The sequence below is a fragment of the Companilactobacillus pabuli genome, assembly GCF_014058425.1.
GTDB lineage: Bacteria > Bacillota > Bacilli > Lactobacillales > Lactobacillaceae > Companilactobacillus > Companilactobacillus pabuli.
Genome location: NZ_CP049366.1, coordinates 2,298,549 through 2,311,472 on the forward strand (window position 1 = coordinate 2,298,549; position 12,924 = coordinate 2,311,472).

14 protein-coding genes and 1 CRISPR repeat array are annotated in these 12,924 nt (G+C 33.1%); of the genes, 4 read left to right on the forward strand and 10 right to left on the reverse strand.

Annotated features, from left to right (window positions below; all coding sequences use genetic code 11):
• Nucleotides 1-92 precede the first annotated feature (92 nt).
• Together G6534_RS11160 and G6534_RS11165 are read left to right on the forward strand one after the other, a co-directional pair.
• A complete protein-coding gene (locus G6534_RS11160; RefSeq protein ID WP_182082876.1) occupies nucleotides 93-713 on the forward strand; it encodes an NAD(P)-dependent oxidoreductase in 621 nt (206 codons plus the stop codon).
• 4 nt (nucleotides 714-717) lie between these two features.
• Nucleotides 718-1,161, forward strand: a complete 444-nt coding sequence (locus G6534_RS11165) for a flavodoxin domain-containing protein (RefSeq protein WP_182082877.1) — start codon at nucleotides 718-720, stop codon at nucleotides 1,159-1,161.
• Between the two features lie 160 nt (nucleotides 1,162-1,321).
• Nucleotides 1,322-2,149: a CRISPR direct-repeat array (repeat unit 36 nt; unit sequence GGTTCTTAAGTAAATAGAAAGACATACTTCTAAAAC).
• A gap of 20 nt (nucleotides 2,150-2,169) precedes the next feature.
• Here G6534_RS11165 and csn2 read toward each other — a convergent pair.
• From csn2 to G6534_RS11195, 6 genes are all read right to left on the reverse strand, one after another.
• Nucleotides 2,170-2,442, reverse strand: a complete 273-nt coding sequence (gene csn2 / locus G6534_RS11170; RefSeq protein WP_182083304.1) for a type II-A CRISPR-associated protein Csn2 — start codon at nucleotides 2,440-2,442, stop codon at nucleotides 2,170-2,172.
• 11 nt (nucleotides 2,443-2,453) lie between these two features.
• The gene (locus G6534_RS11175; protein ID WP_182082878.1) at nucleotides 2,454-2,864 is read right to left on the reverse strand and encodes a P-loop NTPase family protein; all 411 of its coding nucleotides are present in this window, start codon (nucleotides 2,862-2,864) and stop codon (nucleotides 2,454-2,456) included.
• On the reverse strand, nucleotides 2,861-3,166 hold the full coding sequence (gene cas2, locus G6534_RS11180) for a CRISPR-associated endonuclease Cas2 (protein WP_182082879.1): 306 nt from the start codon (nucleotides 3,164-3,166) through the stop codon (nucleotides 2,861-2,863). Before cas2 ends, G6534_RS11175 begins: the two co-directional genes overlap by 4 nt.
• A 4-nt stretch (nucleotides 3,167-3,170) precedes the next feature.
• On the reverse strand, nucleotides 3,171-4,049 hold the full coding sequence (cas1, locus tag G6534_RS11185; protein ID WP_182082880.1) for a type II CRISPR-associated endonuclease Cas1: 879 nt from the start codon (nucleotides 4,047-4,049) through the stop codon (nucleotides 3,171-3,173).
• A 157-nt stretch (nucleotides 4,050-4,206) separates the two neighbouring features.
• Nucleotides 4,207-8,061, reverse strand: coding sequence for a type II CRISPR RNA-guided endonuclease Cas9 (gene cas9 / locus G6534_RS11190; RefSeq protein WP_182082881.1), 3,855 nt, complete (start codon nucleotides 8,059-8,061; stop codon nucleotides 4,207-4,209).
• Nucleotides 8,062-8,094: 33 nt separating this feature from the next.
• A complete protein-coding gene (locus G6534_RS11195; protein ID WP_182082882.1) occupies nucleotides 8,095-8,277 on the reverse strand; it encodes a hypothetical protein in 183 nt (60 codons plus the stop codon).
• 192 nt (nucleotides 8,278-8,469) lie between these two features.
• On the opposite strand from G6534_RS11195, the gene G6534_RS11200 reads away from it, so the two are divergent.
• Together G6534_RS11200 and G6534_RS11205 are read left to right on the forward strand one after the other, a co-directional pair.
• On the forward strand, nucleotides 8,470-9,057 hold the full coding sequence (locus tag G6534_RS11200) for a sunset domain-containing protein (RefSeq protein ID WP_182082883.1): 588 nt from the start codon (nucleotides 8,470-8,472) through the stop codon (nucleotides 9,055-9,057).
• Entirely contained in the window at nucleotides 9,057-9,881 is an 825-nt protein-coding gene (locus tag G6534_RS11205) for a DNA/RNA non-specific endonuclease (protein WP_182082884.1), read from the forward strand. Before G6534_RS11200 ends, G6534_RS11205 begins: the two co-directional genes overlap by 1 nt.
• A gap of 33 nt (nucleotides 9,882-9,914) precedes the next feature.
• Here G6534_RS11205 and G6534_RS11210 read toward each other — a convergent pair whose 3' ends face one another.
• The 4 genes from G6534_RS11210 to G6534_RS11225 all read right to left on the reverse strand — a co-directional run bounded on the left by G6534_RS11210 (nucleotide 9,915) and on the right by G6534_RS11225 (nucleotide 12,813).
• A complete protein-coding gene (locus G6534_RS11210; RefSeq protein WP_182082885.1) occupies nucleotides 9,915-10,319 on the reverse strand; it encodes a MerR family transcriptional regulator in 405 nt (134 codons plus the stop codon).
• A gap of 83 nt (nucleotides 10,320-10,402) precedes the next feature.
• Nucleotides 10,403-10,723 carry a hypothetical protein gene (locus tag G6534_RS11215; RefSeq protein ID WP_059073795.1) on the reverse strand — a complete coding sequence of 107 codons (321 nt, stop codon included), beginning with the start codon at nucleotides 10,721-10,723 and terminating at the stop codon, nucleotides 10,403-10,405.
• A 122-nt stretch (nucleotides 10,724-10,845) separates the two neighbouring features.
• The gene (gene lacD, locus G6534_RS11220; RefSeq protein ID WP_059073796.1) at nucleotides 10,846-11,841 is read right to left on the reverse strand and encodes a tagatose-bisphosphate aldolase; all 996 of its coding nucleotides are present in this window, start codon (nucleotides 11,839-11,841) and stop codon (nucleotides 10,846-10,848) included.
• A gap of 27 nt (nucleotides 11,842-11,868) precedes the next feature.
• The gene (locus G6534_RS11225; RefSeq protein ID WP_182082886.1) at nucleotides 11,869-12,813 is read right to left on the reverse strand and encodes a hexose kinase; all 945 of its coding nucleotides are present in this window, start codon (nucleotides 12,811-12,813) and stop codon (nucleotides 11,869-11,871) included.
• Between the last annotated feature and the right edge of the window lie 111 nt (nucleotides 12,814-12,924).

Sequence of the window (12,924 nt, forward strand, 5' to 3'; positions counted from 1 at the left end):
CAACAAGTTTACTATAAAAGAGACTTATCTTTAGTGATTTTGCTCGTATTTGTGTAAAGTAAACTTGTCGAAAGAATTTGGAGGTAATGATTATGAAAATAGCAGTTATTGGAGCTAATGGTAAAGAAGGTTCTTTGATCGTTGAGGAAGCTTTGGACCGTGGAATGGACGTGACCTCAATTGTGCGTGACGAAAAGAAGGCTAAAACGGATAAATTTTTAGTCCGTGACGTTTATAGTTTAAAAAAAGATGATGTCAAAGACTTTGATGTGTTAGTAGATGCACTAGGATTTTTCGGACCTAACGTGGATCAATATGTACCCGCAACTAAGCACTTGATTGAAGTTTTGGAAGGTACGAACACTAGATTGTTAGTTGTTGGTGGAGCCGGTTCTTTGTACGTCGATAAAGCTCATACTAAACAACTTTATCAAGAAGCTGATTTCCCAGAAAGTGTCAAACCTTTGAGTGAAGAAATGGGTAAGTCACTAGATGTTTTGCGTGAAAGTGACATTAACTGGACCTTCATTAGCCCAGCTGCTAGTTTCGATGCTAAAGGACCAAAGACTGACGAATATGTTTTAGCTGGCGAAGAATTGACCTTTGATAAAAATGGTAAAAGCGAGATCAGTTACGCAGATTTTGCCTTAGCCATGGTTGATGAAATCGTTAATGCTAAACATCAAAAAGAACGTATTAGCGTTAGATGGTAGGTAAATGATGAACATTTTGATAACTTATACTAGTATGACTGGTCGTAATGAAAAATTAGCCAAGTATTTGACTGATTATTTAGAAAAAAATAATGCGGACGTGACCCTAGAACAAATGATCGACACTGATGCGTATGAAATTTCTAATTATGATGCTGTGATTGTCGATACTTATACTTACAATGATGGTGAAGTACCAGAAGAAGCCCAGGATTTTTATGAAGACTTGGAAGATGTTGATTTAAAAAGAACTAAGTTTGCGGTGTTAGGATCAAGTTCCAAAGGACACATTCACTTTGGTCGTGCCGTAGATTATTTTACAATGCAACTGAACTCCAGTAATGGCGAACAAGTTGCTGACTCCGTGAAGATTGATCAAGATCCATATGAAGATGATTTGAAACGTGTTCGGACTTTGGGTGATTATGTTATGAAGAGTTTAGGATAAAAAAATGAAAAGCTCTAGTATTGGAATCTTTTGGGATTCTGTACTAGAGCTTTTTATTTGAGATGATTCACTTCTAAAACAAGTAATTGAGATGGCATACTTGTAAGTATACTAAAAATGGTTTATTGATTTGAATCTTTTAACGAGGAACAGTATAGCAAGTTCTTGAAAAAATAGAAAGATATACTTCTAAAACCACGATCTCGATTTTTTACGATTATCTCATGGTTCTTAAGTAAATAGAAAGACATACTTCTAAAACTATTATCATCTGCAGTTCTCATTTGTGCTAGGTTCTTAAGTAAATAGAAAGACATACTTCTAAAACATCATTTTGGCAAGGATCAAGAGTTTTTTAGGTTCTTAAGTAAATAGAAAGACATACTTCTAAAACTTAGCTGAGTTACTTCGAGAATGCTTAACGGGTTCTTAAGTAAATAGAAAGACATACTTCTAAAACCCACACGTGGAAACAAACTATAATGCAGACGGTTCTTAAGTAAATAGAAAGACATACTTCTAAAACGCTCGTTTTGTTTTGGCTCTTCGATACTAGGGTTCTTAAGTAAATAGAAAGACATACTTCTAAAACTTAGCTGAGTTACTTCGAGAATGCTTAACGGGTTCTTAAGTAAATAGAAAGACATACTTCTAAAACTTCAAATCACCAACAAACGCATGAGATTCTGGTTCTTAAGTAAATAGAAAGACATACTTCTAAAACGTTAGTCTCATCGACTTTAGTTTCGACATTAGTTCTTAAGTAAATAGAAAGACATACTTCTAAAACGATGTCGGATGTGACAGAATTTAGAGAATTAGTTCTTAAGTAAATAGAAAGACATACTTCTAAAACTTGGATACGGTGGACAATTACTCCTAATGGAGTTCTTAAGTAAATAGAAAGACATACTTCTAAAACACTCTCATCTTTGTTGTGGCTAAGATTCTTAGTTCTTAAGTAAATAGAAAGACATACTTCTAAAACCGTTATTTTCTAATCAATTTCTAATAATCAAATCTAACGTGATCATTATCGATTGAATAGACTTTAGCATTTAATTTTTTCTCCTTAAAAATCATAGGGTAAGATTCTAAAGAAACTAGCTTTAAATCAACGGATTTTAGATAAGTATGTATCTCATTTAACTGATTAACGTTCAATAGTCGACCAATGTTGTTAAAAATAAGCAATTTTTTATTAGTGAAATCAGAATAGAAACTGATTACATCCATAAGTTTATCACAGTAATTGGTCCAGTTACTAAAATCTATCTTGATGTCTTTTGACTTTAAAAGTTGGCAAACATATCAAGGGTTAGAGGCAACGAATACCTAGTAATGGAATCAAAAACGACACTATTTAAATCGGTATTAACTTTTTCAATTTCGTTAAGCATTATTTGTGAGTCTTCGATTATCTTTTTTAAAATAATTTTCATTTGACTACTTGCATTGAGATTGAATGAACCAAGATCACCAATAAAACTAATGTCTTTTAGATGTTCTTCAATAGAATCGTTGTCGTTAGTATAAAAATGAATAATTCGGTTGGTGTCGTCATAAAAAGTTTCACCATTTTTTAATTTGTTAATTCTAAAAATCAAACTAGAGAATTCATCAATATTCTGAAAATTGAGTAGTGTTATGCCATCATTTATTTCAAAAGGCTTATAAGGAAATACTGTAATTGTATTAGTCATATTACCGTCAACCTTTCAAAAGTATTTTCTTCTGAAGCATCTTTTTTACCAGTTAAAAATGAAATTGATGCAAATTGTTTTTCAGTAACGATTAAGGATTGAACCAATCCCTTCTGTGGGGCGTACATAGAAATCCTTTTATTCAATAAATTAGCGGATTGACGATCAATTAAAATACACGTGTAAATTGATTCTTGCATCATCGTGAAACCGTCATTTAAAAGTCGTTTTCTAAATTGACGATAATTTCTTCTATCTGCAGCAGTTAAAGTGGGTAAATCAAACATTATTATTAAACGCATCACTCTACTCCTCATCTTTAAAACCTACTTTTTTGATTTCTACTTCTTGATTTGAATCTAAATATGAGATGCAATCTCGAATATATTGAGATAAAGCATTTTTTAAGATAAAAGTTTTAGAACCGTAAGAGATTTCTTGATTTAAAATATCAACTAGTTCTAATTTCATATATTCATCAAAATTGTAGTCTAATTTTTGAAAGACCTTATCATCAACAAAGGGGCGAAAAGGTTCCATTAAATCACTAGATAAATTGAAACAATTCTTTAAACTATGATGATGGATTCCCAATTGTGTTAGATATCCTTGAGCAATAATTTCTTGATTAGTAGCGGACAACAAAATGGTGTAACCGTAATTAAGCATGGCGTTTATTTTGGTATCTTTCCCGCGTGAGAAATTTTCATTAAAGAGTGCCAAGAAATATTTTCTAGCTATCACTGCTTCACGGTTTGAAGAATCATTTTCTTGAATAAATCTATATTCATTATCTAAAAAAGACGGTGATAGTTTGGCTCTTACGAGTACGGAACGCTGATTTTGCAATTTATTTTTGACGACTTGTGTCCATAAATCTTGTTTTTTAGGTAAAGACCAAGAAACTTGATTTTCAATATTTTGATTACGTTGAATATTGTTATAGTAACCGTTCAATTCAGCACAAGGATTGTGATCCTCGGCACAAAAAATAACTTTGATATTTTCGGATACTAGCTTTGAAATCAAATATCCTGTAATAACTGATTGCGTAGTAGCTATGATAATACAATTAATCTGGTGAAAAGGGATTTGCTTTATGTCCATATTAGTTTGAATAAGCAAATGATTAGCTTTGTAAGATAATTTAGCCTTCTGTGTAATATAAATAGTTCGCCAACCCATAATTTCTCCTCCTAAAAATATTGATATAAAAATAGAAGTACGATAAACTGTAGTTGTTCTTAAGTAAATAGAAAGACATACTTAGATTAAAATAAACAATAATGTTAAACGGTCATAAGACTGCTCCCACGTGGGGGCTTTTTTTTTGCCCTTTTTGTTATTCGATGTGAATTCTTGTTTCATATAAGCCGGTTACAGATTGATAAATAAAATCTGTATCATTGAGTGTTAAACCATGAGTTTTCCTTCCAAAAGCTTTTTTTTCTATATTGTTAAAAATTAAATGTGCTGAAGTAGAATTGGCATGTAAAAGAGTAATCAATTCTTCTAGCGAGTTTATTTTTTCAGAAGTAGTAGCCTGATTGAAATTTTCAATATTGGATGCTAGAAATTCCTGTTCATTTTTATAAAAAGGATAAAATTTTTTCATTTTTGTAATTAATTCTTGAAGTATTTCAACAAGAATATTTTTGTCGTAGAATGCTAGAATTTGATCTGGATCTTCATCAGGTATTTGAAGTATTCGTAATAATGCCGAGTGTTCAGGAGGCAAAATTAATTGTTGCCTGTTAGCAATTTCCCTATCCGAGTTTAATGATAAAAGACCAACTTTTTTGCTATAAATTATTTGTCCTATGGGAACATTATTTTTAATGATTTGAATAGATTTCTTATGTTTGACGTTTTCCTCCAGCCAATTTTGAAGTGTTTTTTTATCCTTCAAATCATTAATTAATCGAATTGGAATAGCAACAGGTTTAATTTTATTATTATCAATTTTGACAATTGTGATGGAAGATTTATTGTCTCCACTAAAGCCGCCATATATATTTGGATCCATATCTTTCTTTTGAGCAATGAGTTTCTTATACTTGGGATTTTTAGGAGAATAGATTGTTTGATCATAAAATTGGCCAGTTTTAATTTCAGTCTTTCTGGTAACGTTACATTGGTGGTAATTGAATATTTTTAAAATCTTATCTCGGAATCCGACATTCCAAATAATTTCGCCAGTATTTCTATCATATTGAGTTGTTCCATTCACTAATGGAGAAATAATAAAGCCATTCTTTCTACTGTCAGGTAACTTTTTCTTTTTAGAATATAATTCTTTTACTTGACCGTAGAATTTATTATATTCACCATTCATTAGTAACATTTCATCGGTAGGGAATCTACGTAAGCGATATGTACCTAAGAAACTAGCCAAATAAGCATCCTGAGCATGATGAAAGTCATTGATATTACGGTTTTTGACTAATTCAGGGTGTTTAAAATGATATCTATCGTCTTGATCACTTAGGGCTTTTCTAAAAGCAGTAGAGAGGTTAGCTCTAGCTTGGATACAGGTAGTTCCCTGATTTTTATACATACTATTCAAAATATTGGCGACACCTTTTACCATCTGAGAAGTTTGGACTAATTGACGATGAATAAATCCTAGTTTGTCTTTATCCGTAATTACACGTCTAGTTAAATTCTTAAATTTCTTTAGTCCCATCATGTTGTTGTTTAACATGTAGGTCCATCGTTCTAGGTTTTTATCTATTACATTGGAATTTAATAATAAATCGTCTGCTTTACGTTGGTTTTCTTTAGCCAATACTAAGGCTTTATTTTCCAAGGAATCATCAGGGATATAAGTTCTAGGTAAAATATGGTCAACTTGATAATCAGATAGTTTGTTTATATTTAGACTTTCTTCTGAGTACAATGATTTTCCATTTTGTAGGAAATAGAGCATGATTCGTTCACTAGACAAGTCATTTTTATGTTTTTTTAATTCTTCTTGAATTTTCTCATTTGGAACCAAATATTTGCGTAATTGTGGTTTGAAACCATTGGCTTTATTGAGAAGTTTGCTTTGTAATCTTTGAATTCTTTTTCCACGTGAAGTAGTAATTTCGGATTTTTTTGTTTCACGAGTAACTTCAATAAAAATATATTTAGGTGCATGTCCCATAAATTTAACTATTTCTTGAACTATCTTAATAGATTGCGTGATTCCACGTTTAAGAGCAGGGGAGACGTGAATATCATTAACTAAATTAGATATGTTTTGATCTTCGTTTTTATTTAGATTGTGATTTTCTATATAATTCTTAAAGTCATATTTATCATTGGAAATGATGCTAATGAAATTATTGTTTGTTGTCCACATTAAATCTAGTACAGAGTAATTAGATAACTGCAAAGATTTTGGGGTATTAGTTTCAGTTGTAATACACGTAAGAATTTTTTTAGATAAACGTCCCCATCCCTTATAACGCATGTTAGATATTTTTTTGATTTGGTCAGATGTGTAAGAGTAATTAGAAGAATGAAGTTTTTCATTTAATATTTGCTTATCTTCGAAAATTGTTAGCCATTCAATGAGCTCTTCAATTTGATTGTAATTTTTATTATTTTCCATAAAAGATGAGCCAAATATTTTTTTCATATCTAAATAAGTAGTTAAAGTAGAATTAAATTCATCTTTTTGTGATAATCCAATTAAAATAGGATTTTTGTAATATCCTTGAGCAATTAACCATTTCGTTAACTTTTTTACGGTAATTTTTTTATAGTTTTTAAATAGTTCGTTGTAAATACGTTGTTTGGTTTCTACAGTTAATCTAGATCCAGTGGGATTTGTTTTTAGATTTTCTGTTATGCGAATATTGTTTAATTCGTTGAGAACTTCATATCGTTGGTATATCAAACTATTTTTAGGTAAGACAGGTTCACCTACTAAATATGAATCTGTTACAGTCATACGGCGAATAAATTTATTTGAAGATTTTTCTCTATCTACTATTTCATCAAAGTTCCAAGGACGGGCATGGCCATTAGACTTACGTTCCATCCAAGCAAAAGGATTTTTTTCGGATGATTGTAAAGGTCCTACATAGTAAGGTATACGAAAGCTTAGTATTGACAGTAGTTTTTCCTTATTTTCTTTTAGAAATGGATAGTATTGGCTTTGATTATCAATGATCTTTTCCATTTCAATTTTATTCAATTGATAAGGAACGACGCCATTTTCACTATTACGTGGTTTTACTAGATATGTTCCTTTGGATATCTTTTCTTCAGCTTCTTTGGCTAAATTAGTTGGGAGAGCAACTTTCAAAAATTTTTTTAAACTAGTATATAATTCTTTAGTTCCATATTTTGGTTTATTTATATAGTCATCATAGGCTTGTCTTGATAGTCCAACAGCCTTTTCATTCTTGGTAGTATGCCACATATCGCGTAGTTTACATAAATCAATAGCGTGATTTTCGTATTGATTCACTTTAGCCATACTAAAATAAGATTCGCCGTTAAGAATCTCGTTCAAAGTGATAGTGCTATATATTCTGTTGGCTGTATCTAGAACTGTGAACTGATCATCATCTAGTATGGAATCTAGATCATCTAATTTTGATTCTATATCTTTACCAGAAAAACTCAGTTTTTCTTCATCCTTAGTTAATGATGTTTTAAAGATAGTATTTAGATGTGCTACGTTTCCTAAGATTAGATTAATGACTTCTTTAAGCAATTTTTTAGTTTCTTTATCCAATGTAAAGTTGTTTAAAATATTGCTTGATTTTTGAGTAGCATTACCACGGCCAATTAAGATATCACTGATGTGGTTCCAATCACAATTGTCCGGGAAAGAAATGTCGTATTTTATTAATTGCTGATTAAGTTCAATTAGTTCTTTTGATAAATTGCTATTTAAAGTAGAGATATTAAATTTTTGATGTTCGTAAGTAAAATTGCCACGATACTTAAGAATATTGTGGAGTGCTAAGTAGACTAAGCGAATATCCGCCTTATTTTTATTTATGATTAATTCTTTTCTTAAATGGAAAATTGTTGGAAATTCTCGATAGTATTCTTTATCCGTGTAAGGATTGTCAATGAATAAATTGTACTTATCTCTTTTTCTATCAGGATCTTTTTTAGAAACCCAAGAATTTTGTAGTCGAATTAAAAAAGAAGGATCAGTGTTGGCTAATTCTTCACTAAAGATTTCATTCAACCAGTTGATACGATTTTTGCGTCTTCTATAGCGTCATCTTGTTGAACGATTTAGTCTGGTTTCCTTAGCTGTTTGAGCGCCTTCAAATAATCTAACCCCCCAGAGATTCTTCTTTTTGATATTAAGTAGATCATAATTGTCATTGGTAACAGCCCATCCAACTGAGCCTGTTCCGATATCTAAACCGATATTGTAAGGTTGTTCTTTTTTAGTCATAATATCCCCCAATTTCATTTAATTATAATGTAACCGAATTCAACACTTAAAGAATACAGTATATTTGAGGATTAAAGTAGTCTAAATCCTAGTTTTAAATAATTTTACGTAATCGAATACAATTCCCCTTGAGCCCAAGAAAAAATTCCCGTAACATGAACTAAGAATATTTAATAAAAGGGGGACAAGGGGATGGCTCAATCCAAAACAGCAAGCAAGAAATTTATTGCTTTATTGAGTATTTTGCTGTGTTTGCTAGTAGTTTCTGGCTGTTCTGAAGATGACTCAACATCAAATTCTTCTGATACAGCAACCAAGACTGAGTCGGTTCAAAAGGCTACCAAAACTGATAAGTCGAAATACAGTATCGCTAAAAAAGAAAATGTTGCCTTGTTAGCGAAGAAGAAAAAGCTTCAACAACAAGCTGACACTTTGGCATCACAAAAGGAACAGATTCAAAGTGATGAGAAAAAGGCTCAGGAACAGCAAGCTGCAGTTCAAAAGCAACAACAAAAACAGCAAGAAGAACAAAAAAAGCAGCAGGAGCAACAAGCTCAAACAGCAAATAACACTGCATCTCAGCAGTCAACTCAACAAAACCAATCACAATCAAACACGGATATGAATACTTCCGACTCGGGGAAAATCGTCGGCAATGTTAATTCACATATTTATCATGTCCCAGGTCAAAGTGGTTATCGAATGAACTCCAAAAATGCGGTTTACTTCAACACCGAACAAGATGCCATTAATGCAGGATATCGGAGGGCCTTGAGATAATGAAAAATTTAGTTAAAATACTGATGGTTTTACTGATGATTCCAAGTGTTGCCTATGCCGGTCAACAGACTGAAGTAGAGGGCAAATCTGAGGTCGTCAGCAGTCAAACTTATCATAAACGGACAAAAAAGTTAGTTACTAAAAATAAGAAATTAAAGAAGTCGATCACTAAACTTCAAAAGCAGATTGCATCTGATCAACAATTTATCAATGAACATTCTAATCAAAAGACCCAACAAGCTGATAATACAGACCTGGCAAATCTTGATTACAATGGCACGCAAGAGATTATCGTCAACAACAATAATCCTAATTTTTCACAGGCTGATTTGAGTACAGTTAATGGGGCATGGCAGAAATATGGTGACTTGGATAATTTGAATCGAGTTACGACGGCTAATGCTTTGTTGAATGTATCATTGATGCCTTCTGCTAAACGTGAACCACTCCACTGGAATCCAACCGGATGGCACAACAAACGTATCAGTGGTGGTTGGTTGTACAATCGAAGTCATTTGATTGGCTATCAATTAACTGGTCAAAATAATAATCCTAAAAACCTAATGACAGGAACTCGTTCATTGAATAGTCCGGAAATGTTAGCTCACGAAATGGACATTGCTTATTATTTGAAACAAAGTAGTTCACATTACATTAGATATCGTGTTACACCAGTCTTTCGTGGCAATGAATTACTACCAAGAGGGGTTCAAATGGAAGCTCAATCTGTTGGTGATAATTCTGTTCATTTCAATGTTTATATTTTCAATGTTCAAGAGGGCGTTACTTTGAATTACAACGACGGAACTAGTCAAATTGGATAATAAAAAATCGCAATCAATATGGTTGCGATTTTTTTATGGGGCAAAACGCCGAGCAGCACGTAAGCTGTCAGATTTTTGTCCTTTGATAATTTCTTCTTCACGTTTAATTTTTAAGTCGATTTGATCCATTCGTTCAACCGAATCTAATAAATCTTGTTTGGCTTTACTACGTTGTGTCAGTAACAATTTATAACGTTTTTTAACAGCTGCAGGACCACTGGCTTGGCATAACTTCATATATTCTTTGATTTCTGTTAAAGACATGCCTAATTCTCTTTGAAATTTAATACCTTGTAGCCAGACGACTGCTTCATCGTCAAAGATTCGTTCGCCGGCTAAATCACGTTTTTCAGAAGGAATCATTCCTAAGTCCGAGTAATAACGAATGGTAGCAACGGATAATCCTACTGTTTTACTTACTTCAGAAATTTTCATCATCATCAACTCTTTTAAAGATTACCGTAACATCAAACGAAAATCGCAACGTAGACAAAATGGCAAAAAAATAAGTAACCTTGCGGTTACTTGTTTTTACTGAATTTAAGTCTGATTTTTTTAACAATCGAACTAATGATAAAGACGATTGCCGCCAACATAAAGACGAAAGTGACGATACTATTAATGTAACTTAAATTTTCTGGTAGTTTGAAGAAATTCGTCAACGTTAAGTAAATACAATAGATAGCGATAAGAGTTAAAGCGATTGTATCAACAGTCCAGATTTTTTCCTCATCGCGGTGTGAAACTTTAGAAATCATATAAATGATATAAACAACTATTAAAAGGACTAAAACGATTGATGTAATAGCATTTCTGGCTAGTTCAAAATTAGCTGGTACCATTATTTTTCCCCCAATATAAATAAATGTATAAAATTGCAAAATAAACGAAAAACTGGATAATCTCAGACTTTCGCCTAAGAAAACCCAGTTTATTCGAATCAATTAGTTCTAATAACTAAATATTAGTCTTTTGAAACCTTGTCTTTCCATGAAGTTGCAGTTTCAGCAAGAACCTTGTTTAGTTCTTCGATGTTCTTCTTACCTTGATCGTTCATCCACTTCTTACCAGCGTCTTCACCGTCTTTAGCGAATGGTTCGATAGCGCCTCTCCATGTAGCACGGCCACATAGAACACCATTGAACTTAGCATCAGCATCTTTAGCTAGGTGTAGTTCATCTCTGAAGGCTTGTGCAGAAACACCAGCACTCAAGAAGATGTATGGCAATTTAGTAGCATCACTTTGTTCCTTGAAGTACTTGATAGCTTCATCCTTTGTGTAAACAACAGGGTTGTCGCCGTTAAATCCTTCAACGTAGTCAAGGTTAATAGGAACTTCAACCTTCAAAACATCGATGTGATACTTAGGCTTTGAGAATTCTTTCATAGCTTCGATAACCTTGTGAGGCTTTACCTTAGCGTATTCGGCACTCTTAACATCACCGATTGAGTCGTCATATGTAACTAATTCAACGAACAAAGGAATATCTTCGGCAACACATTCGTCACCAACTCTTTCTACAAAGGCTTCCTTTTGATCGAGGATTGATTTATCTTCGTCTGGGTCGATGTATAGCAAGAACTTGATTGAGTCGGCTCCGGCTTCCTTCAAACGACGTACTGACCATACAGAAATCAAATCTGGTAATCTACCAGGTTCTGTTGCGTCATAACCTGTCTTTTCGTATGAAACTAATAAACCTGAGTTCTTATCTCTAAGCTTTGAAGCTGGAAGACCATATTCTGGGTCCAATAGGATAGCAGAAGCATAAGGTGTTAATTCACTTGAAATAGCTTTCTTGAATTCAACGATATCTTCTTCGTTAGCGGGCTTATTTGCGGCTGCGGCTAACATTTTCTTCAATGAACCACGTTGGTCAATAGCAAGAGCTGCAATAACTCCGTTCTTGTCAGACATTTTTTCTAGTGCTGCGTACTTACTTGGTGTTGTCATATACATTCATTCCTCCGAATAATAAATTAAACATTAGTACTTAACTATGTATACCTTTTCAAAATAATCTTTATATTGGCTAATGTCAATATTTCCAGTCTTTTCCTGTAAAGTATTTAGGATTCCGACTGTCATAGCTCTTTTCATGATATCTTCTGGTGTTTCATTCTTGACTAAACCTGCGGCCAAACCGGCTACAGTAGAGTCACCAGAACCAACAGGGTTAACGGCGTGTATTTTTGGAATATTTACTTTGAAGAAGTTATTTTGGTATTTAACGAATGCGCCCTGTGATCCGAGTGATACTACAACCCAAGGAATTCCTTGGAAAATTTCTTCGGTTGCTAGTTTGTCCTTCAAGTCGTTCAAATCAGTGACTTCTTTGCCAATTAATTGAGCGATTTCATCTTGATTAGGTTTGATCATAAATGGTTTATCATCGCTTTCTAGAGCCAAACGCAATGCTTCATTTGAACTGTCCAAAATGACAGGAACATCGTGTTTTGCAGCAACTTGTACCATTTTAGAATAAAGACTTGTTGAAAGTCCTTGTGGTAAACTACCGGAAATTGTTACCAATCCAAAGCTACCAACTTGATCGTTGAAATGTTCTAGAAAGGCATTTTCATCGTCTTTTGAAAGGATAGGACCGGCTTCAAGAATTTCTGTTTGATCGCCATTGTCGTGTAAGATAGCGATACAATTACGAGATTCTTGACTGATTTTCATAAAAGCATGATCGATGTCATTCTCATCCAATTGATTAGTAATGAACTGACCAATCGTTCCACCGATGATACCTGATGCTGTTACGGAAACGCCTAATTGTCTCAAAACCCTAGTAACGTTTAATCCTTTACCACCAGCTGTCTTGGAAACATCTTTTACACGATTAACGGTATCAATATTAAGATGTTCTAGTGGATAAGAGATATCAACTGAAGGGTTCATAGTGATTGTTAAAACCGAATTACTCATTGTGCGGACTCCTTTGTTTACTTTTAATTAGTCTGGTTTCGGCCATTAAAAATGGGTTCTACGAAACAAACCTCTCAAGTTAGCCCTGCGTTAAGCACTGTACCGTTTCAG